This window comes from Curtobacterium sp. MCLR17_040 (genome assembly GCF_003234735.1).
In the GTDB taxonomy this organism is placed as follows: Bacteria; Actinomycetota; Actinomycetes; order Actinomycetales; family Microbacteriaceae; genus Curtobacterium; species Curtobacterium flaccumfaciens.
In genome coordinates this window covers 69,929-95,738 of the sequence record NZ_QKTE01000005.1, presented here as the reverse complement: position 1 = coordinate 95,738, position 25,810 = coordinate 69,929, and the positions used below count along the sequence as shown (strand labels likewise).

Annotated in this window: 23 protein-coding genes; 10 read left to right on the top strand and 13 right to left on the bottom strand. The window is 73.9% G+C overall.

Annotated features, from left to right (window positions below; all coding sequences use genetic code 11):
• The first annotated feature begins 212 nt into the window (after positions 1-212).
• Genes DEJ01_RS06630 through DEJ01_RS06595 form a run of 8 tightly spaced genes read left to right on the top strand, consistent with a single transcriptional unit; the run spans position 213 to position 9,345 of the window.
• The gene (locus DEJ01_RS06630; protein WP_111092547.1) at positions 213-1,814 is read left to right on the top strand and encodes an ABC transporter substrate-binding protein; all 1,602 of its coding nucleotides are present in this window, start codon (positions 213-215) and stop codon (positions 1,812-1,814) included.
• Positions 1,811-2,839: an ABC transporter permease gene (locus DEJ01_RS06625; protein ID WP_111092546.1), complete on the top strand. Its 1,029-nt coding sequence runs from the start codon at positions 1,811-1,813 to the stop codon at positions 2,837-2,839. Before DEJ01_RS06630 ends, DEJ01_RS06625 begins: the two co-directional genes overlap by 4 nt.
• A complete protein-coding gene (locus DEJ01_RS06620) occupies positions 2,836-3,723 on the top strand; it encodes an ABC transporter permease (RefSeq protein WP_071244656.1) in 888 nt (295 codons plus the stop codon). Before DEJ01_RS06625 ends, DEJ01_RS06620 begins: the two co-directional genes overlap by 4 nt.
• Positions 3,720-5,567, top strand: a complete 1,848-nt coding sequence (locus DEJ01_RS06615; RefSeq protein ID WP_111092545.1) for an ABC transporter ATP-binding protein — start codon at positions 3,720-3,722, stop codon at positions 5,565-5,567. Before DEJ01_RS06620 ends, DEJ01_RS06615 begins: the two co-directional genes overlap by 4 nt.
• Positions 5,564-7,660, top strand: coding sequence for a CocE/NonD family hydrolase (locus DEJ01_RS06610; RefSeq protein ID WP_111092544.1), 2,097 nt, complete (start codon positions 5,564-5,566; stop codon positions 7,658-7,660). Before DEJ01_RS06615 ends, DEJ01_RS06610 begins: the two co-directional genes overlap by 4 nt.
• A complete protein-coding gene (locus DEJ01_RS06605) occupies positions 7,657-8,337 on the top strand; it encodes a TetR/AcrR family transcriptional regulator (protein WP_111092543.1) in 681 nt (226 codons plus the stop codon). The genes DEJ01_RS06610 and DEJ01_RS06605 overlap by 4 nt, the downstream gene beginning before the upstream one ends.
• A 29-nt stretch (positions 8,338-8,366) precedes the next feature.
• Complete coding sequence (locus DEJ01_RS06600) at positions 8,367-8,789, top strand: SIP domain-containing protein (protein ID WP_071244660.1); 423 nt, start codon at positions 8,367-8,369, stop codon at positions 8,787-8,789.
• A gap of 52 nt (positions 8,790-8,841) precedes the next feature.
• Entirely contained in the window at positions 8,842-9,345 is a 504-nt protein-coding gene (locus DEJ01_RS06595; protein WP_071244661.1) for a Dps family protein, read from the top strand.
• Positions 9,346-9,431: 86 nt separating this feature from the next.
• Here the strand turns inward: DEJ01_RS06595 and DEJ01_RS06590 are convergent, their stop codons facing one another.
• The 6 genes from DEJ01_RS06590 to DEJ01_RS06565 all read right to left on the bottom strand — a co-directional run bounded on the left by DEJ01_RS06590 (position 9,432) and on the right by DEJ01_RS06565 (position 16,057).
• Entirely contained in the window at positions 9,432-10,094 is a 663-nt protein-coding gene (locus tag DEJ01_RS06590; protein ID WP_111092542.1) for a response regulator transcription factor, read from the bottom strand.
• A complete protein-coding gene (locus DEJ01_RS06585) occupies positions 10,091-11,338 on the bottom strand; it encodes a sensor histidine kinase (RefSeq protein ID WP_181438374.1) in 1,248 nt (415 codons plus the stop codon). The genes DEJ01_RS06590 and DEJ01_RS06585 overlap by 4 nt, the downstream gene beginning before the upstream one ends.
• The gene (locus tag DEJ01_RS06580; protein ID WP_111092540.1) at positions 11,335-12,054 is read right to left on the bottom strand and encodes a DedA family protein; all 720 of its coding nucleotides are present in this window, start codon (positions 12,052-12,054) and stop codon (positions 11,335-11,337) included. Before DEJ01_RS06580 ends, DEJ01_RS06585 begins: the two co-directional genes overlap by 4 nt.
• A gap of 93 nt (positions 12,055-12,147) precedes the next feature.
• A complete protein-coding gene (locus DEJ01_RS06575) occupies positions 12,148-13,032 on the bottom strand; it encodes a glycosyltransferase family 2 protein (protein ID WP_111092539.1) in 885 nt (294 codons plus the stop codon).
• Positions 13,029-14,522: a D-glycero-beta-D-manno-heptose 1-phosphate adenylyltransferase gene (rfaE2, locus tag DEJ01_RS06570; RefSeq protein ID WP_111092538.1), complete on the bottom strand. Its 1,494-nt coding sequence runs from the start codon at positions 14,520-14,522 to the stop codon at positions 13,029-13,031. The genes DEJ01_RS06575 and rfaE2 overlap by 4 nt, the downstream gene beginning before the upstream one ends.
• Positions 14,519-16,057, bottom strand: coding sequence for an aldehyde dehydrogenase (locus tag DEJ01_RS06565; RefSeq protein ID WP_111092537.1), 1,539 nt, complete (start codon positions 16,055-16,057; stop codon positions 14,519-14,521). Before DEJ01_RS06565 ends, rfaE2 begins: the two co-directional genes overlap by 4 nt.
• Before the next feature lie 134 nt (positions 16,058-16,191).
• Between DEJ01_RS06565 and DEJ01_RS06560 the strand changes: the two genes are divergently transcribed.
• A complete protein-coding gene (locus tag DEJ01_RS06560; protein ID WP_111092536.1) occupies positions 16,192-17,280 on the top strand; it encodes a glycosyltransferase family 9 protein in 1,089 nt (362 codons plus the stop codon).
• Between the two features lie 551 nt (positions 17,281-17,831).
• Here the strand turns inward: DEJ01_RS06560 and DEJ01_RS06555 are convergent.
• From DEJ01_RS06555 to DEJ01_RS06525, 7 genes are all read right to left on the bottom strand, one after another.
• Positions 17,832-18,536: an SDR family oxidoreductase gene (locus tag DEJ01_RS06555; RefSeq protein WP_027465581.1), complete on the bottom strand. Its 705-nt coding sequence runs from the start codon at positions 18,534-18,536 to the stop codon at positions 17,832-17,834.
• A gap of 61 nt (positions 18,537-18,597) precedes the next feature.
• On the bottom strand, positions 18,598-20,031 hold the full coding sequence (locus DEJ01_RS06550; RefSeq protein WP_258375655.1) for a PfkB family carbohydrate kinase: 1,434 nt from the start codon (positions 20,029-20,031) through the stop codon (positions 18,598-18,600).
• Positions 20,028-20,651 carry an SIS domain-containing protein gene (locus tag DEJ01_RS06545; RefSeq protein WP_110863760.1) on the bottom strand — a complete coding sequence of 208 codons (624 nt, stop codon included), beginning with the start codon at positions 20,649-20,651 and terminating at the stop codon, positions 20,028-20,030. Before DEJ01_RS06545 ends, DEJ01_RS06550 begins: the two co-directional genes overlap by 4 nt.
• On the bottom strand, positions 20,648-21,976 hold the full coding sequence (locus DEJ01_RS06540) for a glycosyltransferase (protein ID WP_111022893.1): 1,329 nt from the start codon (positions 21,974-21,976) through the stop codon (positions 20,648-20,650). Before DEJ01_RS06540 ends, DEJ01_RS06545 begins: the two co-directional genes overlap by 4 nt.
• Positions 21,973-22,974: a glycosyltransferase gene (locus tag DEJ01_RS06535; protein ID WP_111092535.1), complete on the bottom strand. Its 1,002-nt coding sequence runs from the start codon at positions 22,972-22,974 to the stop codon at positions 21,973-21,975. Before DEJ01_RS06535 ends, DEJ01_RS06540 begins: the two co-directional genes overlap by 4 nt.
• Positions 22,975-23,061: 87 nt before the next feature.
• The gene (locus DEJ01_RS06530; protein WP_111092534.1) at positions 23,062-24,141 is read right to left on the bottom strand and encodes a glycosyltransferase family 9 protein; all 1,080 of its coding nucleotides are present in this window, start codon (positions 24,139-24,141) and stop codon (positions 23,062-23,064) included.
• Positions 24,138-24,695 (bottom strand): HAD-IIIA family hydrolase, encoded by a 558-nt coding sequence (locus DEJ01_RS06525; RefSeq protein WP_111039325.1) that lies wholly within the window; start codon positions 24,693-24,695, stop codon positions 24,138-24,140. The genes DEJ01_RS06530 and DEJ01_RS06525 overlap by 4 nt, the downstream gene beginning before the upstream one ends.
• A 100-nt stretch (positions 24,696-24,795) precedes the next feature.
• On the opposite strand from DEJ01_RS06525, the gene DEJ01_RS06520 reads away from it, so the two are divergent.
• A complete protein-coding gene (locus DEJ01_RS06520) occupies positions 24,796-25,779 on the top strand; it encodes a glycosyltransferase family 9 protein (protein ID WP_111092533.1) in 984 nt (327 codons plus the stop codon).
• Positions 25,780-25,810 lie beyond the last annotated feature (31 nt).

Sequence of the window (25,810 nt, the reverse complement as noted above, 5' to 3'; positions counted from 1 at the left end):
CGTTCCTGATCATGCCGTGTGCCGGGCGGTGCCGTGTAACGGGTTGGTAAACGTTCCACCCGTGGACGGAACGGTCGTGCGCGGCGGTGGATCCGCGCGGGCTCGCCGATCGGGTCGGGCGCGGTGGTGACCCACGCGTCAGGAGCGGGCTTGGGGGATCGGCCGAGGACCTCTATCGTTCACCGGAACGATTACAGGAGGGGTCACCCCGAATGCAGCCCATCGTCCCCGAACCCCGGAATGCCCACGGTCCGAGCCGTCGGGCGCTCATCACCGGCGCCGCCGGTCTGGCCGGCCTCGGCCTGCTCACGCTCGCCGGATGCAGCTCCGGTGCGACCGCCGGCACCCCCACGATCCCCGAGGCCGCGGCCACCGGCGTCGCCCGTCGAGGCGGACGCCTGCGCATCGCGCGACCCGCCGCGTCCGCCGCCGAGACCCTCGACTCCGCGAGCTCGCTGTCGGCCTACGAGTACCTCGGCGCGCTGTACAACCGGCTCGTCAAGCTCGACCAGCAGGGCACCCCGGTACCGGACCTGGCCGAGGAGTGGTCCGCGAACGCCGACGGCACCGAGTGGACCTTCGCGCTCCGCCGGGGCGTGACCTTCCACGACGGCTCTCGGTTCACCGCCGACGACGCCATCGCGAGCATCCAGCACATCCTCGACGAGAAGACCGGCAGCCCGCAGGCCGGGGTGCTCGGCGAGGTCATGGACGCCGACTCGATGCGCGCCGTCGACCCGTACACGCTGCGCTTCTCGCTGACGAAGCCGAACGCCGAGTTCCCGTCGCTGCTCACCGCCTACCAGTGCTACATCGTGCCGGCCGACGCCATCGCCGACATCGGCCGCACCGGGATCGGGACGGGGCCGTTCCGGCTGTCGTCGTTCACCCCCGCCGGTGCCGGCAGCGTCGAGGCGTTCCCGGACCACTTCGCCGGCCGCCCGGCGCTCGACGGCATCGACTTCTACTCGATCCAGGACACCACCGCGCGGGTGAACGCCCTGCTCGCCGGACAGATCGACCTCATCTCGCAGACCAACCTGGACTTCGCCACCGCCCGGGTGGTCTCGGCGTCCGACCGCGCCACCGTCGCCCGGTCGAAGAACGCCCAGTGGTACACGATCCCGATGCTGGCCACGAGCGACGAGTTCAGCGACCCGCGGGTGCGCCAGGCGATGAAGCTCGCCTACGACCCCCGGAAGATCGTCGACACCGCCCTGCAGGGCACCGGTTCGGCAGGTTGGGACAACCCCGTGCCGCCGCAACTCGCCGCGTTCGTCGACGACCACCGCGAGTACGACCCGGACAAGGCCCGGGCGCTGCTCAAGCAGGCCGGGCGCGAGGACTTCCGCGCCGCGATCTACACGTCGAGCTACGAGTCGGTGTTCACCCCGATGGCCGTCGCCTACCGCGACGCCGTCGCCGACGCGGGGATCCGTCTGACCGTCCGCAACGCGAGCTCGGACTCGTACTACACGCAGATCTGGATGCAGAAGCCGCTCATGGTGAGCTACTGGTTCACGGGGCGGCCGATCGACCAGCTGCTCAACCAGATCTTCCGCTCGGGGTCGTCGTACAACGAGAGCGCCTGGTCGAACGAGACCTTCGACGGGCTGCTCGACGACGCCCGCGCCGAGATGGACGACGCCAAGCGGCTCACCCTGTACCAGGACGCCCAGCGGCTCGTCGTCGAGGACGGTGCCGACATGACGCCGATGTTCGGCGACCGGCTCGTGGGGTTGTCCCGCGACGTCGTGAACTACTCGGAGTACGGCTTCGAGTTCGACTACCTGCGGATCGGACTGCGCCGATGACGACCACGAACACGCCGTCGGACGTCCTCGTCCCCGTCCTCCGCCGCGTCGGCATCGCCGTGCTGACGGTGGTGCTCGCCTCGCTCTTCGTGTTCCTCGCGGTGCAGGCGCTCCCCGGTGACGTCGCCCAGCAGCTGCTCGGGCAGAACGCCACCCCCGACGCCGTCAAGCAGCTGCGCGAGACCCTCGGCCTCGACCAGAACGTCTGGCTCCGCTACCTGCAGTGGCTCGGCGGCGCCGTGCACGGCGACTTCGGCACCTCGCTCGTCAGCGGGGAACCGGTCGCCCCGACGCTGTTCACGGCCTTCCGGAACAGCATGCTCATCGCCGTGCCCGCGATGCTCGTCGGCGTCACGGTGTCCCTGACGCTCGGTGTCGTCGCCGGTGTCCGCCGCGGTCGTCCGAGCGACAAGGTGATCTCGATCGTCAGCCTGGTCGTGATGAGCGTGCCGGAGTTCATGGTCGCCACCGTCCTGGTGCTGCTGTTCGCGATCGGCCTGCCGGTGTTCCCCGCCGTCGTGCTGCGGGGGAGTGACGCCACCGTCGCCGAGCTGCTGCCCACCATCTGGCTGCCGATCATCGTGCTGACGCTCGCGATGGCCGCCTACATCGTGCGGACGGCTCGCTCGTCGACCATCGACGTGATGGCGTCGGAGTTCGTCACGACGGCCGAGCTCAAGGGGCTGACGATGCTCCGGGTGGTCTGGAAGCACGCGGTCCCGAGCGCCCTGCTCCCGACCTTGAACGTCGTCGCGCTCAACGTCGCGTGGCTGCTCGGCGGTGTCGTGGTGGTCGAGAACGTCTTCAACTACCCGGGGATGGGCAAGCTCATGCTCGAGTCGGTGTTCAACCGCGACCTGCCCACCATCGAGGCGATCGCCCTGCTGAGCGCCCTGATCTACGTCGTGTGCAACCTGGCCGCCGACCTCGTCGCGCTCGCACTCGACCCGAAGCTGCGGACCCGCCAGCGACGACCGCGCACGCGCACCCGCAGCGCCCGCAGCACCAGGAAGGCCGCCGCATGACCGCCACCGCACCCCGCCGCCGCGTCGGACGCGACGTGCTCGCCGGCGCGCTCGCACCCCTGCGCGGGTCGACGGCGCTGAGCATCGGCCTCGGCCTCATCGCCCTGCACGTCGTCCTCGCCCTGCTCGCGCCGGTCATCGCCGGGCACGATCCGGTCGCCACGAACGCCGGCGACGTGCTCGCCGGTCCGACGTGGACGCACTGGCTCGGCACCGACCAGTACGGGCGTGACGTCCTCTCCCGCACGCTGAACGGCGGCCGGTACGCGCTGTCCGTGACCTTCCTCGCCACCACGATCGCCGTCGCGGTCGGCACCGTGCTCGGCTGCGTCACGGCCTACGCCGACAACTGGTTCGACGAGGTCGTCATGCGCGTCGTCGACGCCCTGCTCAGCGTGCCGTCGATCCTCGCGCTCCTGGTCGTCGTGACGGTCTTCGACGCCGGCCTCTGGGTCATCGTCCTCGCCGTCACGGTCGTCTACGCCCCCGCGGTGACCCGGGTCGTCCGTGGCGCCGCCCGCACCGTGATCACCCAGGACTACGTCACGGCGGCCCGCGCCCGGGGCGAGCGGCCGCTGTCGATCGTGTTCCGCGAGATCCTGCCGAACGTGCTCGACGTCGTGCTCGTCGAGTACGCGATGCGGGCCTCGTGGATCGTGCTGCTCGTCGCGTCGCTGTCCTTCCTGGGCTTCGGCGCGAACCCGCCGACCCCGGACTGGGGCCTGATGGTGCAGGAGAACCGCACCGCGCTCACCGTGGTGCCGCTCGGCACGCTCGCCCCGATCGTGGCGCTCGCCACGCTGGTGATCGGACTGAACCTCGCGGCCGACGGCCTGAGCAAGTCGCTCGGCGTCGACCGCGCCAAGCAGGGAGTCAGCGCATGACCCGAACCGACACCGGCACGACGCCCGCCGCGACGGCGACCGTGCCCGACGCGATCGTCCGCGTGGACGACCTGTCCATCTCGTACGCCGCCGGCAAACGGCGCGTCCCCGTCGTCCGGGGTGTCTCGTTCACGATCGAGGCCGGTCGCACCCTCGGCCTGGTCGGCGAGTCCGGCAGCGGCAAGTCCACCGTCGCGCGGACGCTCCTCGCACACCTGCGCGCCGGGTCGGCGATCGACGGCGGGACGGTCCGCGTCGACGGCGCCGACGTGTTCGCCCTGTCGCCGGCCGGTCGCCGGGCGCTCCGCGGCGGCACCGCCTCGGTCGTCGCCCAGAACGCCGGACAGGCACTCACCCCGTCGATGCGCGTCGGCGAGCAGATCCGCGAGGCCCTCCGCGCCCACGGCGAGCCCGACGGCCCCGAACGCGTCGCCGAGCTGGTGCGGCTGGTCCGGCTGCCGGACCCCGACGCGATCGTCCGCCGGTACCCGCACCAGTTGTCCGGCGGGCAGCAGCAGCGCATCGCGATCGCGATGGCCGTCGCGGCCCGGCCGCGCGTGCTCGTCCTCGACGAACCGACCACCGCCCTCGACGTCGTCACCCAGGCCGCGGTCCTCGACCTGGTCGCCGACCTCGGTCGGCAGCTCGGCATGGCCGTCCTGCTCGTGAGCCACGACCTCGGGGTGGTGTCCGCCATGGCGGACGAGATCGCCGTGATGCGCGACGGCGAGGTCGTCGAGCACGCCGCCACCGCGGCGCTCTTCGCCGCGCCGCAGCACGAGTACACGCGCGCCCTGCTGGCCGCGGTGCCGGACGGGCGACGGCCTGGGCCCACGTCGCCGGTTCCGGATCGACGCGCCAGCGGCGAGTCGGCCGTGCCGATGGGGAGAGGGGCGGATCGCGACGCCCTGGACGCGACCGTCCCCGGGACGGTCGGCTCCACGGCCACCGGCACCGCGCCTCCCGAGCGCGCCGCCCGCCCCGTGGTGACCGCGGACGACCTGGTGATCCGCTACGGCCGCGGCCTGCCGGCCGCCGTCGACGGTGTCTCGTTCACGATCGCCGCGCACGAGACGCTCGCCGTCGTGGGCGAGTCCGGCAGCGGCAAGTCGACGCTCGCGACGGCGCTGGCCGGCCTGGTACCGGCCGAGTCGGGGACGTTCACGTACGACGACGGCACGACGAGCGGCGACCTGCGCGAGCCGATCGCCGGCCGCGCGCCCGCCCTGCGGCGTGCCGTGCAGCTCGTGTTCCAGAACGCGGACACGTCGCTCAACCCGCGGCGCACCGTGGGTGCAGCCGTCGCGCGGCCGCTCCGGTTGTTCAGCGGCTCGTCCTCGCGCGATCGCGTCGGGGCACTGCTCAGCCAGGTCGGGCTCAGGCCGGAGTTCGCCGACCGCCTGCCCGCGCAGCTCTCAGGTGGGCAGCGGCAGCGCGTCGGGATCGCGCGTGCACTGGCAGCGGAGCCGTCGCTCGTGATCGCCGACGAGATCACCACCGCGCTCGACGTGCAGGTGCAGGCGGGGATCCTCGCGCTGCTGGCCGACCTGCAGCGCGAGCGGGGCCTCGCCTGCCTGTTCATCAGCCACGACCTCGCCGTGGTGCGGGGTGTGGCGGACCGGGTCGCGGTGATGACCGGTGGCCGGATCGTCGAGATCGGACCGACCGAGCGGGTGTTCACCGGCCCGAACCACCCGTACACGTCGACGCTGCTCGCGGCGACGCTCGAACCCGGCAGCACGACCCTGCCCGACGTCGGTGACGGGGTGCCGCGCTGGCGGCACGCTGACGGCTGGACCGACCACGGCGACGGACACCGCACCCGCAACTGGGAGGACGCATGACCACCGACGACGGCACCGACCACGGCACCGCCGCCACCACCTTCACCGCCATCGGCGACCCCGGCTCGCTGCCCGCGGGCGTGACGGTCCGCGACGAGTGGATCCCGATGCCCGACGGTGTCCGGCTGCACGCCCGGATCTGGGCACCGTCGCAGCCGCCGACGCAATCGGGTGCGCCCAGCGACCCGACGCCGGTGCTGCTCGAGTACCTGCCGTACCGGCTCGACGACTGGACCGCACCGCGCGACTCGGAGCGGCACCCCTGGTACGCCCAGCACGGGTACGCCTCGGTGCGGGTCGACATCCGCGGCACCGGGTCGTCCGACGGGTTCTTCGACGACGAGTACAGCGAGCAGGAGCTGCTCGACGGCGAAGCCGTGATCGCCTGGCTCGCCGAGCAGCCGTGGTCGACCGGTGCCGTCGGCATGTTCGGCATCTCGTGGGGCGGCTTCAACGCGCTGCAGCTCGCAGCCCGGGCACCCGCCGCCCTCAAGGCCATCGTGACGGTCTGCTCGACGGACGACCGGTACGACAACGACGTGCACTACGTCGGCGGCGCCGTGCTCGGCATCGACATGGCGGCCTGGGGCGCGACGATGTTCGCCTTCAACTCGCGGCCGCCACGGCCCGAGGTCGTCGGTGCCGGGTGGATCGACCGGTGGCGGGAACGTCTCGAGGCGAACCGCCCGATGACGCCGGTGTGGCTCGCGCACCAGGAGCGCGACGACTACTGGCGGCACGGCAGCGCGGCCGAGGACTACGACGGCATCCGCGCCGCGGTGCTCGCGGTCGGCGGGTGGGCGGACCCCTACCGGGACGCCGTGCTCCGGCTCGTCGACCACGTCAGCGCCCCCGTGAAGGGCATCGTCGGCCCGTGGTCGCACCAGTACCCGGACCGTGGACTCGCGCCGGGGCCGTCGATCGGGTTCCTGCAGGAGACCCTGCGGTGGTGGGACCGCTGGCTGCGCGGGGTCGACACCGGCGTCGAGGACGACCCCGCACTGCGGGCCTGGATCAACGAGGGCGAAGCCCCCGCGCCCTACTACGCCGGCCGCCGCGGTCGCTGGATCGGTGCCGAGGCGTGGCCCTCCGCCGCGACCCACGAGCGTGTCCTGCCCCTCGCCGCCCTGCGCGGCGGTGACCTCGGGCCGGTCGTCGTGCGGTCGCCGCAGCACACCGGGGTGGACGCCGGTCGGTTCTTCCCGTTCGGCAACGCCACCGACCTGCCGACGGACCAGCGCGCCGAGGACGGCCGGTCGGTCACCTTCGACCTGCCCGTCGGCAAGGCGTTCGACCTGCTCGGCAACGTGCTCGTGCGGCTGTCCGTCACGAGCGACCAGCCCCGGGCCACCCTGACCGTGCGGCTCTGCGACGTCGCACCGGACGGCTCGTCGACGCTCGTCACGCGCGGGGTACTGAACGCCGCGAAGCGCGACGGGATGGACCGCGACGACGTGCTCGTGCCCGGGACACCCGCCGACCTGCCCGTGCGCCTGGTCTCGACCGGACACCGGTTCGCCGCCGGACACCGGCTGCGCATCGCGGTCTCCTCGTCGTACTGGCCGTGGGTGTGGCCGCACGGCGTCGAGGCCACCGTGACGATCGACCCGACCACCTCGAGCGTCACCCTGCCCACCTGGACCCGGGAGACCGACGACGGGGTGGCCTTCGCCGAGCCCGAACGGTCCGAGCCCCTCGTGATCGAGCGCGTCGCGCCGGCCGACCCGCTGCCGCAGCGCACGGTGACGCACGACGTCGAGACGGGGGAGTGGACGCTCGACGTCGATCCCGGGTACGGCGGCGGACGCGTCTACCCGGACGGCCTCGTGTTCACCGAGGACGCCCGCGAGACGTACCGGATCCGCTCCGACGACCCGACCAGCGCACGGGCGAGTTCCCGCTGGGCGATCGGGCTGACGAAGCCGGAGTGGGCCGCGCGCCTCGAGACGACGTCCGAGGTCACCGCCGACGCCGACACCTTCCACGTCGTCAACACCGTGCGCGCCTGGGCCCGCGACGGCGGACCCGACGAACCCGAGGTGCTCGTCACCGAGCGGACCTTCGTCGACGACGTCCCACGGACCTCGGCGTGACCGCGGCGGCACGCGTCCGGCAGCGGCCGGAGGTCCGGCGCGCGATGATCGTCGAGGCCGCCCGCGCGGTGATCGTCCGGAACGGCGTCGGCGCCACCGGACTGCGTGACATCGCGGCCGAGGCAGGCGTCTCCGTCGGCACCGTGACGTACCACTTCGGCAGCGTCGCGGAGATCCTCAACGAGGTCGTGGTGCTCGAGACGGAGCGCTTCTACGGCGCCATCGTCGCAGCGGTCGACGCCGAACCCGACGTGCTGGTGGGGTTGCGGATGCTCGTCGCCCCGCTGTTCGGCGACACCGAGCAGGTCCGGCAGCACTGGCGGATCTGGTCCGACTACTGGACCGCGGTGGTCCGGCGGCCCGAGGTGGCCGCCGAGTACGCCGAACGCATCCGCGTCTGGGAGGCCTGCCTCGTGCGGGTCATCCGGCGCGGGGTGGACGCCGGGGTGTTCGGTGGCACGCGCCAGGGCACCTACAGCGACGGCGGCGACCCCGTCGACGCCGACACCGTCGCGCTGCAGCTCGCCGCGTACAGCGACGGCGTCGCGACGCAGATCGCCCAGGGCGTCCCGGGCCTGACGAACACGGTCGCCCTGTCCTGGATGTGGCGGTTCCTGTCGCACGAACTCGGTGTGCCGGCTGTGGACATCGCCGGAACCGGTCGTTCCCCCTTGTGATGAGGTAAGGCTTCCCTTACCGTTGCCACATGGCACGGACCCGGCGACAGCCCAGCGAACGCATCCTCATCGCGGGCGGTGCCGAGGACCTCGTCGAGATCCACCGCCAGCTCGAGGAACTCCCCGAGAACGCGTACGGGCAGGTCTTCGTCGAGGTCGCCCTCGACGAGCAGATCCGCATCCTGCCGGCCCCGCCGCGCGTCACCGTGACCTGGCTGGTCCGGAGCGCCCGCAGCTCGGCCGTCGCCCCGCTGGTCTTCGCCGACCACGGCGAAGCCCTCGCACACGCCCTGACGGGGTGGGCCGCCGAGTGGTGCGTGACGGGCTGCGAGCCCCGCACCTCGGTGTGGATCGGGTGCGCGGACAGCCCGTGGATCGAGCGCGCTCGGTCCATGGTGCAGCTCGAACTCACCGACGCCGGCCAGCAGGTCCAGGTCGAGTACGGCGGGTAAGGGCAGCCTGCTCTTCCTTGCAATGTGCAAAAGACGGGGGCATGGTTGTGCCATGACCACGCAGAGCAGCACCACCACCCCGAGCACCACGTCCCCGTTCTCGACCACGCCGGAGCTCGCAGCCGGGGTCGCCCAGTTCCTCGCCCCCGTCGTCATCGACCTCGAGGCACTCGTCGTCAACGGCAAGCAGGCCCACTGGCACGTCCGTGGCCGCAACTTCGTCGGCGTGCACGAGCTCCTCGACGAGATCGTCGAGCACGCGCAGGACTACGCGGACAAGGCTGCGGAGCGCATCGTCGCCCTCGGCCTGCCGGTCGACTCGCGCATCGCGACCGTCGCCGCGAACACCACGCTGCCGCCGCTGTCGCAGGGCTTCCAGAACTCCGACGTCACCATCACCGAGGTGATCGCCCAGATCGACGCCGCGCTGCTGCAGGTCCGCCGTGCGGTCGACGGCCTCGACGAGGTCGACCTCAACAGCCAGGACGTCGCGATCGAGATCGAGCGCGCGCTGACCAAGGACCGCTGGTTCCTGCAGGCGCACCTCGCCGCCTGAGTCGCGACCACACCGCTGACGGGAGGCCCGGTGCCAGCTGGCACCGGGCCTCCCGTCCGTCTCGGGTCGCGCTCCGGGCCCGCACCTCACGCGGACGGCGTGACCAGCCCGCTCTCGTAGGCCAGCACCACGGCGTGCACCCGGTCCCGCAGCTGCAGCTTCGCCAGGACCCGGCCGACGTGGGTCTTGACGGTCTGCTCGGCGATGAACAACTCCGCCGCGATCTCGCCGTTCGACCGCCCCCGCGCCATCAGCAGGAACACGTCACGCTCCCGGTCGGTCAGCACGTCGAGCACCTCGGTCCGCGGCGCCGTCGGCTGCGGACCGGCGACGAAGGCCTCGACGAGGTGCCGGGTCACCCGCGGTGCGAGCAGGGAGTCACCGGCCGCGACGGTCCGCACGGCCTGCACGAGCTCCTCGGCGCTCGCGTCCTTGAGCAGGAACCCGCTCGCCCCGGCACGGAGCGCGTCGAACACGTAGTCGTCGATGTCGAACGTCGTGAGCATCACCACGCGGACGGGCGACTCCGCGGGCGCCGTGGTGATCCGCCGGGTCGCCTCGATCCCGTCGAGCTCCGGCATCCGGACGTCCATCAGGATCACGTCCGGCCGGAGCCGGATCGCCATGACGACCGCCTCGGCACCGTTCGCGGCCTCGCCGACGACCTCGACGTCGTCCTGGGCCTGGAGGATCGCCCGCAGTCCGACACGGAACATCTGTTGGTCGTCGACCACCATCACCCGCGTCATCGGCTTGCCCCGTCGGCCGTCGGCTGCGACGTGGTCGCGGTGGGCCGGGTGGGCAGACTGACGGCGACGCGGAAGCCGCCGTCCGGGTCCGGTCCGTGGTCGATGGTGCCGCGGAGCGCGGCGACCCGCTCGCGCATGCCCGCCAGACCGAAGCCGCCGTCGTCCGGCGGCGCACCGGGCACGCTGCCGGCCGGTGGCGCGGTGTTGGCGACCTCGACCGTGAGGGCCGGCCCGTGCCTCCCGACCGTCACCACGGTGGTCGCACCGGGCGCGTGCCGGGCCACGTTGCCGAGCGCCTCCTGCACGACCCGGTACACGGTGAGCTGTGCGAGCCGGTCGACGTCGTCGAGGTCCGGGTCGAGCCGCTCGTCGAGTCGCAGGTCGACGGGGATACCGGCCGCGCGGGTGGCCTGCACCAGTGCGGACAGGTCGGCGAGCCGCGGCTGCGGTGCGCGCTCGGCGTCGGCGTCGCCACGCAGGGTGCCGAGCAGCTGCCGCATCTCCCGCAGGGCCGTGCGCGAGGTCTCGGCGATCGCGGCGAACTCGGTGCGGGCGTCCGGCGGCAGGTCCGCGACGCGGTACGGGGCGGACTCGGCCTGCATGTGCACGACGGACATGCTGTGGGCGACGACGTCGTGGAGCTCGCGGGCGATCCGGGAGCGCTCCTCGACCGTCCGGCGTCGGGCCTGCTCGAGCTCGGTGTCGCGGCGGGCGGCGGCGAGTTCCTCGCGCACGGTCCGGCGCTGCCCGATCACGACCGCAGCGGCCGCCACGACGAGGGTGTCGCCGGCGCTCACCACGAAGCTCGTCGCCCAGACGTCGACCTGTCCCCACCGGTCGGGCGTCACGCCGATGAGCAGCAGGGTGAGCAGTGTCGCCGCGACCCAGACCACCGCGGTGAGCCGCCAGGTGGTGCGGACGCCCAGCACGACGAGCAGCACGCTGAGGCCGACGATGCTCGTGACCGAGACCGGCCAGGGCCCGATGGTGCCGGGTGCCGTCAGGACCCCGAGGCCGGCGAGGGCGACGAGGTGCGCGCCCGACGCCGTGCGGGGGAAGAGCGGTGCGAGGCCGATGCTCGCCGAAAGGACGGCGGTCACGAGCAACGCGAGCGGCACGGGGACGCCGTAGAACACGGCGGTCACGGGTGCGGCGACGGCGAACAGGGACACCGCGACGACGACGAAGCCGATCTGCACGGCTGGCCGGACCCAGGTGGGTCGGGGCTTCGGGACGACGGTCACGGGCGGGCGGTCTCTCCGGTTCGGGCGAGCCAGGGTTCGGGGGCGATGGCGGTGGCTGTGGCGGGTGTGGCTGTGGTGGCTGCGGCTGCGGCTGCGGCTGCGGCGCGGGCGTCACGGGCTTCGCGCCTGCGGCTGATGGTACCGAGCACCCGGTCGACCGCGATCCCGAGCCCGGCGGCGACCACCATCGACACCAGGGCCGCGACGATCGGTTCGTGCAGCACGCTCGACGCGGCCAGGGCGATGCCGATCGACACCGCCGACCACGCCAGCCCCGCGATCGCGCTGATCGCCAGGAACCGGCGGTAGGGCAGGCCGGTCGCTCCGGCGGTCATGTTGACCGCGACCCGGCCGACGGGGATGAAGCGCCCGGTCAGGATGAGGCTGGCGGAGCGGCGCTGCATCTGCCGCTCGGCGAACGCGAAGGCCGCCGCGATCCGTGGTCGCTTCGAACGGGCCAGCCGGGCGAACCCGATCCGGCGTCCGATCCAGTACGCGATCGAGTCGCCGGCGATCGCTCCGAGGGCGGCGGCGACGAGCACCACGGCGAGGACGGGTTGTCCGGACGTCGCGGCGATCGCGGCGACCGCGACCAGGGCGGACTCGCTCGGCACCGGCGGGAAGAAGCCGTCCACCAGGCACAGTACGAAGAGGACGACGTAGACGAGCGGGCTCGCGGCCAGCTCGACGACGAGCGGGGTGATCTGGTCGAACACGGGGTGCTCCCTCCCGCCGACGGAACTCGTCGACGAGGACGACGCTACGGAGCCGACGCGCGCTGGCCATCCCGCGGCGGTCTCGACCACCCCCTACCGCGGTATGACGTTCCGGTCCGCGAAGACCACGTCGGGTGCGTCCACCCGGCGGTCGACGACGGTGGTCGGGGCCTCCAGGTGCACGGCCCCCGAGGGCATGATGCCCGCACCACCGAAGCGTTCCATCACCCGCCACTGCGCCACGACGTCCTCGCCGGCGTGCTCGGGCGGCAGGGTGTCCCAGAACCGGAAGCCCCCGACCTCCTCGAGCGCACGGCGGTCGTAGAGCGCGCAGGCACCGACCCACGCGACGCGGTAGGGAACCCACTCGCCGGGGTGCAGGTCGAGGTCGGCGGCGACGTGCGTCGGGTTCGCGGCGTTGTGCAGTGACCAACGGTCGAAGCCGGGGGTGCCGCGGCGCACCACCTCGGGCACGACGGGGCCGTCCCACCGTTCGAACACCGAGGTCTCGTGCGGACGGCGGTCCTGCAGGTACGACAGGCCCTGCACGGCGCTGCCGACGAAGCCGCAGCCCAGGGTGCGCAGCGCGTCGAGCATCCGCGCGATCGACCCCGGCTCGAGCCAGACGTCGTCGTCGAGGAACAGCACCGCGGCGGCCTCGGCGTGGTCGAGCAGGAACTGCCGGTGCTCTGCCAGGCCACGCCGTTCCGGGTGGGTGAGGAGCGTGACGGGCCGGCCCTGCGCCTCCAGGACGCGGAGCATCGCGGCGACCGCCGGCGCGCTGGCGGCGTCTCCGTCCGCGGACTGGTCGCTGAGGACGACGCGCAGGTCGACCTCGGTCTGGGCGGCGAGGCCGGCGAGCGTCGTGGCGAGCTCGGCCGGCCGGCCGACGGTCGGGATGAGCACGTCGACGTCGACCGTGCTCGTGTCCGCTGGATCGGGGGCCTTCGCCCAGGACCCGGACCAGCGGGCGGTCACGGTGCCGGGTCCGGTTCGGGCCGCGCAGCGGCTTCGCGGATCCGGCGCACGACGGCGCTGGTGGAGTGCTCGGGCACGTAGTCGACCATGACGACCTCGCCGCCGTAGCCGCGCACGACCTCGGTCTCGGTCAGCATCTCGGGGGAGTAGTCCCCGCCCTTGACGTAGACCTCGGGGCGCAGCCGCTCGATGAGCGGGATGGGGGTGTCCGTCGCGAACACCGTGACCAGGTCGACGCAGGCCAGTGCAGCGAGCACGCCGGCGCGGTCCTCGGCCGGGTTGATCGGCCGCTCCGGGCCCTTCAGCCGGCGCACCGAGTCGTCGTCGTTCAGGGCGACGACGAGCAGGTCGCCCAGGTCACGGGCCTGCCGCAGGTACGTGGTGTGCCCGCGGTGCACGACGTCGAAGCAGCCGTTCGTGAAGACGACGCGGCGGCCGGCCTGGCGAGCGGCCTCGACGGCGGTGGCGAGCTCGTCGTGGTCGACGACGGTCGCCGCCGGGGCGGTCACCGAGTCGAGCAGGGCGGCGGCGGTGCAGACGGACGTGCCGGCCTCGCGGACGACGACGTCGGCAGCGGCCTGGGCGACCGCGACGGCATCGCGCAGGGGTGCCTGCACGGCGAGGGCGACGGTCGCGGCGGCGCAGAAGGTGTCACCGGCGCCTGAGGCCTGCTGCTCCGAGGCGGGCGTCGCACGCGTCCGGAACCCCTGGTCGGAGCCGGGCTCGAGCAGCACGGTGCCGTCGCGGTCGAGCGTGACCACCGCGGCACGGGCGCCACTGCGGGCGAGCACGTCGGCACGGGCCGCGACGACGGTGCCGACGCGGTCCGCGCCGGTGCCGAGCTCCGTGCCGAGCAGCGCGGCGGTCTCACCGGCGTTCGGCGTGACGAGGTCGGGGTGCAGCGCGGCCCAGCGGGTCAGGTCGTGCGCGTCGACCACGACGGCGCCGGGGCGGTCACGGTCGAGCATCGGCACGACGTCCTCGGCGCGGACGCCCAGACCGTAGTCGCACACGACGGCGGCGTCGGCGCACCGGACGGCACGGGCCACCGAGCGGGCGAGACGTTCGCCGTGCTCGGCGGTCGGGGTCGCTGCCAGCTCGTCGACGCGGACCACGACGCGGTCACCGCCGACCACGCGCGACTTCGTCGTGGTGCGGGCACCGGGGATCTCGACCAGGAACGACGTGTCGACGCCGGCAGCCTCGAGCCGCTGGCGTAGGACGTCACCGGCCTCGTCGTCACCGATGAGCCCCACCATGCGGACCCGGGCGCCGAGGGCGCGGGCGTTCACGGCTGTGTTCGCCGCACCGCCCGGCACCGCGATGGTCTCGGTGACGCGGACGACGGGGGCCGGGGCCTCGCGGGAGACCCGCTCGGCCTCGCCGACGGTCCAGCGGTCGAGGATGCAGTCGCCGATGACGACGACGAGGGGTTCGCGGTCGTCGACCGTGGCGACGAGGTCACGGACCAGCCGGACGTCCGCGGTCATCGGGTGCCTCCCACGGTGTCGGCGCTGCCGGCGGTGGCGCCGGCAGCGGCTGCGGGGCCGGTGGCACCATCGGCGGCGCCGGTGTCGGCTGTGGTGCGGCTGGTGGCTGCGGTGCTGCCGGCTGCTGCGGTCGACGGCTCGGCGGTGCGGCGCGGCGGTGCGGCCTCGAGGTGCACCACCGTCGTGGTCGTCATCTCGTCGAGCAGGTGCGGGCCGTACCCGAACCCGGCGCCCGAGGCACCGCGGGGCTGAGCGCTGCCGCCCGGAGCGCCACCGAACACGGCGTTCACCTTGACGGTGCCGACGGGCAGCTCGGCCGCGGCGCGGAGCGCGTGCGCGGTGTCGTTCGTCAGCACCGTGGCCGCGAGGCCGTATCGGTCGGCCGCGGCGAGCCGGAGTCCCTCCGCGAAGTCCGACACGATGCGCACCGGGGCGATCGGGCCGAAGGTCTCCTCGGTCAGCACGAGCATGTCGTCCGTGCAGTCGGTCAGGACGGTCGCCGGGTAGAACGATCCGAGCCCGCCGGGCGTGACGCCACCGGTTCGGGCCGAAGCGCCGCGGGCGATCGCGTCGTCGACGTGGTGCTGCACGAGCTCGCGCAGCCGGTCGTCCACGAGCGGCCCGAACTCCGCGGCGGGTGCGGCCGTGCGGCGCTCCGCCTCGGCGACGAGCGCGGCGACGAAGGGCTCGGCGACGTCCTGGTGCACGTACACCCGCTCGACGCTGGTGCAGATCTGGCCGGTGTTCGCAAACGCGCCGAGGGCGACCTGTGCGGCGGCCCACTCGGGGTCGACGTCGGCGTCGACGATGACCGGGTCGTTTCCGCCGTTCTCGCGGATGACGTGGGCGCGGGTGGTCGCGGCCACCTCGCTCAGGCGGTCACCGGTCGCGGTCGACCCGACGTGCGCGTAGACGTCGATGCCCTCCTGCGCCAGGAGCTGCTCGCCGGTGGTCGCGTCGCCGTCGACCCCGATGAGCACACCGTCCGGCAGGACCTCGGCGAGCAGCGCGTTGAGTCGGGCGAAGGTCGCCGGGCAGCGTTCGCTGCCCTTGTGCACCACGGTGTTGCCCGTGACGATCGCTGCGCCGAGGATCCCGCACGCCACGGCGACCGGGTCGTTCCACGGCGTCAGGGCGAGCACCACGCCACGCGGGTGCGGCACCGACCAGTCGGCGGCACCGAACTGCCCGCGCAGGGCCTCACCGCGGTGCACCGGCCCGAGCTCGGCGTACTGCACGAGCGTGCCGATGCCGGCCTCGACCCCACCGAGTGCGTCGCCGGGCACCTTACCGGTCTCGCGGGTGTTCAGGTCCGCCAGCTCCTGCGCGTGGGCACGGAGGTGCTCGGCGGCGGCGTGCAGCAGGGCACCGCGCTCGGCCGGCGCGGTCCGGGCCCAGGCACCGGCAGCGGCACGGGCGCGAGCGACGGCGTTGCGGACGTCGTCCTCGCTCGAGCGGCGCACGGTGGACGCGATCGATCCGTTCACGGGGTCGGTCACCACGAGGTCGTCGGCGGCGGGGGGTGCGATCGTCATGGGGTCCTTCCGGAGGCGGGCGGGGCCTCACACGGTGCTCGTGCTCCGCTGTGTGCGGTCACGGCATCGCGCTTCTCGTCCATCCGGGGGCGCTGCTGGGCGTCCGGACGGGTCCGACCGGTAGACGTGGAGCTGTGCAACAGATCGGTGTGGGCGGAGAACGGTTCGACGGGGTCAGCGAGATCGCGGTGCTCCGCGGCGGGGGACTGGGCGACCTGATGTTCGCTCTCCCGGCGGTCGAGGCCCTGGCCGCCGCGTACCCAGGAGCCCGGATCACGCTGCTCGGGGCACCGTCAGCGCGGCCGGTGCTCGAGGGCCGGAGCGAGGCCGTGCACGCCTACGAGGAGCTCCCCGTCGTGCCCGGGGTCCGGGACTCCGGCGAGGGCGCACCGACCGAGCAGGACTTCTTCGAGCGGCTGCACGGGCGCTTCGACCTCGCGGTGCAGGTGCACGGCGGCGGCCGGAACTCGAACCCGTTCCTGCTCCGGCTCGGCGCCCGTCACACCGTGGGCACCGCCACCGAGGACGCCGAGGTCCTGGAGCGCTGGGTCCGCTACGTCTACTACCAGCACGAGGTCGTCCGGGCGCTCGAGGTGGCCTCGCTCGCCGGCGCCGAACCGGTCACCCTCGACCCCCGACTGCACGTCCCCGAGGCCGCGCGGGCCGGGGTCCGACAGCGCCTCGGCGCGCGGGGACGACTCGTCGCGATCCACCCCGGCGCCACCGACCCGCGTCGCCGCTGGAGCCCCTCGCGCTTCGCCGAGGTCGCCCGTGCCCGGCTCGCCTCGGGGGACGACGTGGTGCTCGTGGGTGACGACTCGGACGTGCCGGCGTCGTCCGCCATCGTCGCGTCGCTGCCGCCCGAGCTCCGGGAGCGCGTGCACGACCTCACCGGGTCACTGCCGCTGCGCGAACTCCCCGACGTCCTCGCCGCCGCCGACGTCATGGTCGGCGACGACTCCGGCCCACGGCACCTCGCCGTCGCCGTCGGCACCCCGACCGTCGGGGTGTTCTGGTTCGGCAACGTGATCAACGCCGGGCCGTTCGACCGTGGTCGGCACCGCGTGCACCTGTCCTTCGTGACGCAGTGCCCGGTGTGCGGCACCGACGTCACCCAGGTCGGCTGGACCGCCGAGCGGTGCGAGCACGACCCGTCCTACGTGGACCAGGTCGAGCCGGAGGCCGTCCTCGCCGACGTCGAGGACCTGCTCCGCACGCTCTGACGAGCCTCGCACCGTGCGAGCTTCGGTCACCGTGCGCGCACCGTCACCCCGTGCGCGGTACACCGCTGCGTGCGGCGCTGCAAGCGCACACCCAGCAGTCAACGCTGCACGAGGCGACGCACCGCGCACCGTGCACGGAACGCGACCGGACGCCGGACGGGAGGCCCGCTGTCAGCCCGCAACGCGCCTCCCGGCCGCACCGTGCGCACGCCGTCACCCAGTGCGCGGTTGACCGCTGCGTGCGGCGCTGCAAGCGCGCACCCAGCCGTCAACGCTGCACCAGGCGACGCATCGCGCACCGTGCACGGAACGCGACCGGACGCCGGACGGGAGGCCCGCTGCCAGCCCGCAACGCGCCTCCCGGCCGCACCGTGCGCACGCCGTCACCCCGTGCGCGGTTGCCCGCTGCGTGCGGCGCTGCAAGCGCGCACCCAGCCGTCAACGCTGCACCAGGCGACGCACCGCGCACCGTGCACGGGACCCGGCACGCGGACACACGGGAGGCGCGGTGCCAGCCGGCACCGCGCCTCCCGTCCGTCAGCGGCGAGCGGCTACGGCCAGCTCGGCTCCGTCGCCGGCATGATCGACAGCTCGCGGATCTCGCAGCCGGCCGGCTGCGACAGCGCGAAGATGATCGAGTTCGCGACGTACTCCGGCTCGATGAGCTGCGCGTCCGGGCCCGGCTTGTACTGCTCGGTCCGGTCGGCGAAGAAGTTCGTCCGCATCCCGGCGGGGATGATGTTGGTCACGCCGATGCGACCGGCGGTCTCGGCGGCCAGCGCCTGCGAGAAGCCTCGGACGCCGAACTTCGACGCCGAGTACGCGGTGCCGTCGCCGACGCCGCGCAGGGCGAGCGACGACGAGATCGTGACGACGCGGCCGTGCGTGGCCTCGAGGGCGGGCAGGGCGGCGCGCACGGTCGAGGCGGTGCCGATCAGGTTGACGCCGACGATCTGCTCCCACTTGCCGGACGAGATCGCGTCGATCGGGGCGGGGGTGTCGATGCCGGCGGCGGTGACGACGGCGTCGAGGCCGCCGTGCCGCTCGGCGGCGTCACGGACCGCCTGCTCGACGGCGTCGGTGTCCGAGACGTCCACGGCGACGGCGTCGACGCCCTCGGGGACGGCGTCGATCCGCAGGTCGAGGACGATCGGGGTGCCGCCGGCCTCGGTGACGGCGGCCACGACGGCGGCGCCGAGTCCGGAGGCGCCGCCGGTGACGAGGACGCGGCCGATGGGGGTGGTGGGGACGGGCATGGATGTCCTTTGCGTAGTGGAGCGGGAGTGGTCGAGCTGGTGTGGGACGGCGAGCGGACGCTCAGCCGACGCGTTCGATCGCGGCGGCGAGCCGGGTGGTCGAGCGGCCCGGGTGGAACGGCACGGTGACGACGCGGCCACCCCACTCGGCGAGGGTCGCCGTCTCGGGCAGTTCGCTCGCGGTGTAGTCGCCGCCCTTCGCCCAGACGTCCGGGCGGAAGCGGCGCAGGGCCTCGTCGGGGGTGGACTCGTCGAACACCACGACGGCGTCGACGCAGTCGAGTGCCAGGAGCAGCTCGACCCGGTCGTCCTGGGTCATGATCGGGCGGTCGGGGCCCTTCAGAGCGCGCACCGACGAGTCCGAGTTGAGGCACACGACCAGGCAGTCGCCGAGCGCACGGGCGGCCGACAGGGTGCGGGCGTGCCCGGCGTGCAGCAGGTCGAAGCACCCTCCGGTCGCGACGACGGTGCCGCCGGCGCTCCGGACGCCGTGCACCAGGCGCATGGCGTCCCGGTCGGCCCCGGGCACGGCGAGCGGCGCGGGACCGTCGTCGGCGAAGAGCGCGGTGACACCACCGGCGGCCAGGTACTCGGACGCGGCGACCACGCCGGCGGAGACGGCGTCGGGGACGTCCGCGCCGGACGCCAGGGCGACGGCGACGCCCGCGGCGAGACGGTCGCCGGCACCGCAGGGGTCCCCGGCGCTGACGGACGGAGCCGGCACGAAGCGGCTGTCGCCCTGGGCGTCGGCGAGCAGCGCCCCGCGGTCACCCATCGTCACGGCGACGGCGCCGGCCTGCCACTGCTCGACGAGCCGGGCGGCGGCGACGGTCGCGAAGGGCACACCGTGTCCCTCGACGTCGGTGAAGCGTCGCGCCTCGGCAGCGTTCGGGGTGGCGACGGTGGTGCCGGGGACGGGGGCGGCGCCCTTGGGGTGCGGGTCCCAGACCACCGGCAGGCGCTCGGCCGCACGGGTGAGGGCGTCACGGAGTGCCGGGGCAGCGGCGACCCCGCGGCCGTAGTCGGCGACGACGATCGCGTCGACGCCGTCGAGGGCTGCGGTCATCGCGTCGGTGGCACCGGGCACGGGCGGGGTCGCGCAGCCCTCGTCGATCCGGACGAGGGCGTGGTCGACGACGCGCACGCGGGTCTTCACAGGGGTGGGGACGCCGGAGGGTCCGGCGACGATCGTGACGTCGGGGAGCAGGTCGCGGATCTCCTGGGCACGGCCGTCGTCGCTCAGGACGGTGACCAGGGTGACGTCGTGGCCGTCGCGGGCGAGCATGGTCGCGACGAGCCCGGCACCACCGGCACGGCGGTCGTCGGTGGCGACGTCCACCACGGGGACGGGGGCATCCGGGCTCAGGCGCTCGCTCGTGCCGGACACGTCGACGTCGAGCAGGGTGTCCCCGACGACGGCGATGCGGAAGCGCGGTCCGGCGGCACGGCCACCGGCGGCACCGGAACGCGGTGCGACTGCAGCGAGCCCGCTCATCGACGGCCCCCGCGACGCAGCGTCGGCTCCATGGCCTTGCAGAGCGCGTGCACCAGGACGAGCTGCGCCTCCTGCACGTTGGCGGACGGCCCCTCGATGCAGATCGCGTCGTCGACCAGGTCGGCGAGCGGGTTCGGTCCGGAGCCGGTCAGCGCGAGGGAGCGGGCGCCCACGGCACGTGCGGCCTCGGCGGCCCGCAGCAGGTTCGGGCTCTTGCCGCTCGTCGACAGCAGCACGAGGACGTCACCGGCACGGGCGTGCGCCGACACCTGCCGTGCGAACACCTGGTCGTAGCCGTAGTCGTTCCCGATGGCGGTCACGGCAGAGGTCTCGGCGTGCAGCGAGATGGCCGAGTACGCGGGCCGGTCGCCCTCGAAGCGGCCGGTGAGCTCGGACGTCAGGTGCTGCGCCTCGGCAGCCGAGCCGCCGTTGCCCGCGGCGAGCAGCCGACGTCCGGCGACGAGCCGCCCGGCGATGTCGTCCGCCCACTCGGCGATGTGGTCCCGGTGGTCGACGAGGGAGGCGATCACGGGGACCGACGCCGCGACGTGGTCGACGACGACGCGGGCGCTGTCCGTGACGGCGCGGTCCTCGATCCCGGTCTGCTGGTCGATGGTCATCGTGCGGTCCTCTCCGTCGACTGCGCGGCGCGGGTGACCCGGCCGGCGTGGGTGGTGCGCGAGCGGCCGGCAGCGGGCCCGGTGGTGCTGGCGGACGAGGTCGTGCCGGCGAGCAGGCGCTCGTAGACGCGCTCGCTGTCGGCCGCGACCTTCTGCCACGTGTAGCGGGACTCGGCGCGCTGTCGACCGGCTCGGCCGTACGCCTCGCGGCGCTCCGGGTCGTCGAGCAGTGCGCCGACGGCCTCGGCGACCGCGGTCTCGTCGCGCGGCGGCACGTGCAGGCCGGTGGCGTCCTCGACGACGGTGTCGATGAGCCCGCCGACGCTCGACGCGACCACCGGGCGGCCGCAGGCCATCGCCTCGAGCGGCACGATGCCGAACGGCTCGTACCAGGGAGCGCAGACGACGACGTCGGCGCTGCGGTAGACGGCGGGCATGTCGTGCTGCCCGAGCTGCCCGCGGAACGTCACGTGGTCGCGCACGCCGAGCGACCGGGCGAGTGCGTCGAGGCGCTGGTACTCGGGGTCGTCCACCAGGTCGGCACCGGCGACACCGGCACCGCCCACGACGACGAGTTCGACGTCGCGGCCCTGTTCGACCAGCGCGGCGAGTGCGGCGATGGTCGTCCCGACGCCCTTCCGCTGCACGAGTCGTGAGGCGGTGAGCACCCGGAGCGGACGGTCGCGCTGCTCGACGGGGCCGTCCGGACGGAAGAGCGACACGTCGACGCCGCACGGCACCACCGAGATGCGGTGCAGCGGGACACCGAGGGCCTTGAGCTCGAAGGCCTCGTCCGAGCAGGTCGCGACGACCTGGTCGACGCTCCGACCGACGGCGGGTTCGACCCACTCGCGCTCGGCCGGGCTGGTGTCCGCGGCACCCTGGTGCCGGCGCTTCACGACACCCAGGGCGTGGAAGGTCTGCACCACCGGGATCCGCACCCCACCGGTCCGGGCCTGCACCTGCGTCACCGCGTCGAGGGCGGCGTGGCCCGACATCCAGAAGTGCGCGTGCACCACGTCGGGGCGGTCGAGGAACCACTCGGCGGCGAGCACCGACGCGAACGTCCCCATGAACGGGAACAGCTCGTCCTTCGGCACGGCACGCGCGGGACCGGCGTCGACGTGCACGACGTCCACACCGGGGCGCAGGGGCACGCGGACGGGCTGCGACGCGTCGTCGCGCCGCGTGTAGACGGTCACGTGGTGGCCGCGGTCGGCCAGTGCACCGGACAGTTCGGCGACGTGGACGTTCTGCCCACCGGCGTCGACCCCGCCGAGCACGGCGAGCGGACTCGCGTGCTCGGACACCATGGCGATCTTCATCGCAGGCTCCCTTCGAGCGCGGCTCCCGCCGCACGGTTCCGTCGCGCACCGCGCGCGACGGCGTCGTCGAGCAGGTCGTCCCAGTCGGCCAGGAACCGACCGAGCGCGTGCCGTGCGAGCACGGCCTCACGCGCCACGAGCCCCCGTCGGCGCGCCTCGTCCGGGTCCTCCAGCAGCAGCCTGGAGGCCCGCACCAGCTCCTCGACGTCGGTCGCGATCCCCCCGGCCTCACCCGGGACCGTGCGGGCCGCGTCCGTCGTCGCGAGCACCAGGACCGGCATGGCCATGTGCATCGACTCGATGAGCGACAGGCCGAGCGAGGTCCAGCGGTTCGGGTGCACGTAGGCCCGCCGTTCGGCCAGCGCCGCGTGCATGGGGTCGGCCTTGACGTCGCCCTGCGCGACCACGCGGTCGCCGAATCCGAGCTCCGGCAGCCGTTCGCTGCCGATGCCCCAGACGTCGACCGGGGCGACCTCGGCGAAGCGGGGGAGCAGGTCGGTGCCGACGACACGGTTGCGCCGGACGGGTTCGTTGATGACGACGCCGAGGCGTTCGAGCGCACCGGTGTACAGCGGGCCGGGGTCGACGACGCCGTGCTCGACGACGGTGGTCCGGGTGGTCCCGCAGTCCCACATCAGGGCGTTCCAGTGCGTCACGTGCGCGATCGTCAGGTCGTCGCGGTCGCGCATCGGGTGCAGGCTGTTCGGCACGTCGACCCGGGGGGAGTTGTGCTCCACGAAGACGATCGGGACGTCACGGCCACCGAGCAGACGACGGGCTTCCTCGAGCTCCTCGGTGCGCTGCAGGACGACCACGTCGACCTCGGCTTCGGCGACGTCGGCCGGGTCGATCTCGATCGCGGAGTCCGGCCAGGCGCGCCCGCCGCGGCCGAGTCCCCAGGCGTCGCGCGCCGGGGTGGTCGGGATGAGGTACTCGTGCTGGCCGCGGACGAAGGCGTCCATCCAGCCGCCGTGCACGTGCCACACGAGGATCCGCATGCAGGGCCTTCCGGTCGGTGTCGATGGGGTCGCTCCCCACCGCCGCCGGAGCAGCAGGAGAAGGAGCAGGAGAAGCAGTGGCGCACGCTACGCAGCGCCTTCTGGGCCGCCCCGCAGACTTCTCCGATCAGTCCGCGAAACGCGGTCGAGGAGCCGCTCGTGGGCCTCCAGGACGTCCGCGATGCGCACTCCGGACAGGCACGGGTGGCCGGGGACCGGGCACTCGCGAGCGCGGCTGAGCCGGCACGGTGCGGCCTGGTCGCCGAGCAGTTCGACGAGCGGGGCGTACGGCGCCCACTTCACGGCGGGGACGACCGGCGAGAACAGACTCACGATGGGTGCCCCGACGGCCGCGGCGAGGTGGGCCGGACCGGTGTTCCCGACGACGACGACCTCGGCTCCGGCGAGGACGGCCGCGAGTTCGGCGGGGCTGGTGCGGCCGCCGAGGTCGATGCCGGTGTCGCCCGCCACGGCGGCGGTCAGCGCGCGTTCGCCGGGGGAGCCGGTGACGACGACGGGGACGCCGCGCTCGGCGTAGGCGGCGACGAGCGCACGGTGGTGGGACTCCGGCCACGACCGTGCCGGGACGCTGGCTCCGGGGTGGACGACGACGTAGCGGTCGAGGCCGGCCACGGGCGGGGGCGGGACGGCGTCGTGGCGCACCGCGAGCCTCCCGTCGTCGTCCGGCGGCAGCCGGAACCCGGCCGCCTCGGCGATCCGCAGCGCGCGCTCGGGCTCGGGGAGGTCCTCGGGCAGGTCCTCGCCGGGGCGCAGCCGCACGTCGAGCAGTGACCCGGGGTGGTCGACCGAGGCCCCGGAGACCCGGGGGACCCCGGCCAGGCGCAGGAGCAGCGCGAGGGGCAGGGGCGACTGGTGGAAGGACGTCAGGACGACGGCCTCGTCGGGCTGTTCCTCGGCGACCAGCGCGCGGAACTCGGCGAGCAGGGCGTCGTCGATCGGGCGTGCGGTCTCGGTGACCCACGGTGCCGCCCACACCCGCACCCGGTCGATGCCGGGCAGCAGGTCGGCGGCCGGCGCCCCCTGCGGTCCGCACAGCATCGTCACGTGCGCGGCACCGGCGGCGACCGCGCGGACCGCGGGGCCGGCGACCAGGACGTCGCCGAAGGAGTCGAGTCGGGCGACGAGGACGCGCCGACCGGCGTTCACGCCCGGTCCGCCACGCTGCCGACGTGCTCGAGCACCAGGGTGACGGCCTCGTCCAGGTCCGCGGCGACGGTGTCGGCCTCGTCGATCTCCTGACGGCGGGTGCGCGGGGTGGGCACGAGGATCCCCTGCGCGCCGGCGTTCCGCGCGGCCTGCACGTCGGCGCCGATGTCACCGACGACGACGATCGACTCCGGCGGGATGCCGAGCCGCTCGGCGGCGTCGAGGACCATCCCGGGCCGGGGCTTCCGGCAGGCGCAGTCGTCGCCGGCGTCGTGCGGGCAGACGCACCACACGTCGAACGGGCCGACGAGCTCGTCGACCCGGGCGTTGGTGGCGTCGACCTGTTCGCGCGTGGCCATGCCCTTCGCGATCACCGACTGGTTCGTGACGACGCCGAGCTGCAACCCGGCGGCACGCGCCCGGTCGACGGCGCGGCGGGCACCGGGGACGGGGACGACCAGGTGCGGGTCGGCGTTGTACGGGACGTCCACCACGAGGGTGTCGTCGCGGTCGAGGAGCAGGCCGCGGATGACGCGGTCCGGTGCGAGGGCCATGCTCCGTGACTACCGGTCCACGGCCGGGGACCGCCCCAGGAAGAGCCGCGGAGCGCGGTCCCGGCAGGACCGTCAGCGTGTCGGGTCTACCGTCGCGGCGGTGACCGCCCTCGAGAACCTGCCCGACCCCGACGGACGCCCGGAACTGCTCGTCCTCCGTGCCATCAAGCTCGGCGACCTGCTCGTCGCCGTCCCCGCACTGCACGCGCTCCGCCGCGCGTTCCCCGACCACCGCATCACCCTGGCCACCACGGCGTGGCTGGCGCCGGTCGTCGAACTCGTGCCGGCGGTGGACGTCCACCTGGCCCAGCACGGTCTCGACCACCCGATCGCGGTGCCGCACGGTGCCGTCGACATCGCCGTCAACCTGCACGGCGCCGGCCCGGAGTCCTCGGACCTCGTCGCCGCGCTCGCCCCGCGCCGGGTCATCGGGCACGCCGACCCGACCCACGACTACGAGGGCCCGGAGTGGCCGGACGACGTGCACGAGCGCGACCGCTGGGCGGACCTGCTCACGTGGCACGGCATCCAGGCGGACGCCACCGAGGTGCACATCGACCGCCCCGCCGAGCCGCCGGTGGTCGCCGACGCGGCCGTCGTGCACGTGGGTGCCTTCCACGGTGCGCGGCACTGGCCGACGGACCGCTTCGCCCACGTGGTGCGCGGACTGCGTGCGCGCGGTGCCGACGTGGTCCTGACAGGAGGCTCGGACGACGTCGTGCGCGCCCGTGCCGTCGCCGACGCGGCCGGCCTGGCGCCGGAGGCGGTCCTGGCCGGCACCCTGGACCTGCAGGCCTTCGCCGCGGTGATCGCCGCGGCGCGGCTCGTCGTCACGGTGGACACCGGCGCTGCGCACCTGGCGACCGCGTACGGGGTGCCGTCGGTCGTGCTGTTCGGCCCGGCCCCGCCCGAGGCGTGGGGCCCGCCGTCGACCGGTCCGCACATCGTGCTCACCGACGCCTCGGTCCGTCGCGGCGACGTCTTCGCCGAGGACCCGGACCCGGCGATCCTGGCCGTGACCGCGGACGACGTGCTCGGCGCGGTGGACCGGCTCCGGGTGACCGCTCAGGCAGCCGGGCGGTAGCGTCGACCGAGAGCCACCCGGACCTGCCGGA

What these genes read in the sequence shown, in the direction of transcription:
- DEJ01_RS06535 (WP_111092535.1), bottom strand. Translation starts at nt 22,974, where the DNA reads ATGCGGATCCTCGTGTGGCACGTGCACGGCGGCTGGATGGACGCCTTC.
- DEJ01_RS06545 (WP_110863760.1), bottom strand. Translation starts at nt 20,651, where the DNA reads ATGACCATCGACCAGCAGACCGGGATCGAGGACCGCGCCGTCACGGAC.
- DEJ01_RS06610 (WP_111092544.1), top strand. Translation starts at nt 5,564, where the DNA reads ATGACCACCGACGACGGCACCGACCACGGCACCGCCGCCACCACCTTC.
- DEJ01_RS06630 (WP_111092547.1), top strand. Translation starts at nt 213, where the DNA reads ATGCAGCCCATCGTCCCCGAACCCCGGAATGCCCACGGTCCGAGCCGT.
- rfaE2 (WP_111092538.1), bottom strand. Translation starts at nt 14,522, where the DNA reads ATGACCGCGGACGTCCGGCTGGTCCGTGACCTCGTCGCCACGGTCGAC.
- DEJ01_RS06625 (WP_111092546.1), top strand. Translation starts at nt 1,811, where the DNA reads ATGACGACCACGAACACGCCGTCGGACGTCCTCGTCCCCGTCCTCCGC.
- DEJ01_RS06620 (WP_071244656.1), top strand. Translation starts at nt 2,836, where the DNA reads ATGACCGCCACCGCACCCCGCCGCCGCGTCGGACGCGACGTGCTCGCC.
- DEJ01_RS06540 (WP_111022893.1), bottom strand. Translation starts at nt 21,976, where the DNA reads ATGAAGATCGCCATGGTGTCCGAGCACGCGAGTCCGCTCGCCGTGCTC.
- DEJ01_RS06615 (WP_111092545.1), top strand. Translation starts at nt 3,720, where the DNA reads ATGACCCGAACCGACACCGGCACGACGCCCGCCGCGACGGCGACCGTG.
- DEJ01_RS06565 (WP_111092537.1), bottom strand. Translation starts at nt 16,057, where the DNA reads ATGACGATCGCACCCCCCGCCGCCGACGACCTCGTGGTGACCGACCCC.
- DEJ01_RS06595 (WP_071244661.1), top strand. Translation starts at nt 8,842, where the DNA reads ATGACCACGCAGAGCAGCACCACCACCCCGAGCACCACGTCCCCGTTC.
- DEJ01_RS06600 (WP_071244660.1), top strand. Translation starts at nt 8,367, where the DNA reads ATGGCACGGACCCGGCGACAGCCCAGCGAACGCATCCTCATCGCGGGC.
- DEJ01_RS06590 (WP_111092542.1), bottom strand. Translation starts at nt 10,094, where the DNA reads ATGACGCGGGTGATGGTGGTCGACGACCAACAGATGTTCCGTGTCGGA.
- DEJ01_RS06555 (WP_027465581.1), bottom strand. Translation starts at nt 18,536, where the DNA reads ATGCCCGTCCCCACCACCCCCATCGGCCGCGTCCTCGTCACCGGCGGC.
- DEJ01_RS06550 (WP_258375655.1), bottom strand. Translation starts at nt 20,031, where the DNA reads ATGAGCGGGCTCGCTGCAGTCGCACCGCGTTCCGGTGCCGCCGGTGGC.
- DEJ01_RS06525 (WP_111039325.1), bottom strand. Translation starts at nt 24,695, where the DNA reads ATGGCCCTCGCACCGGACCGCGTCATCCGCGGCCTGCTCCTCGACCGC.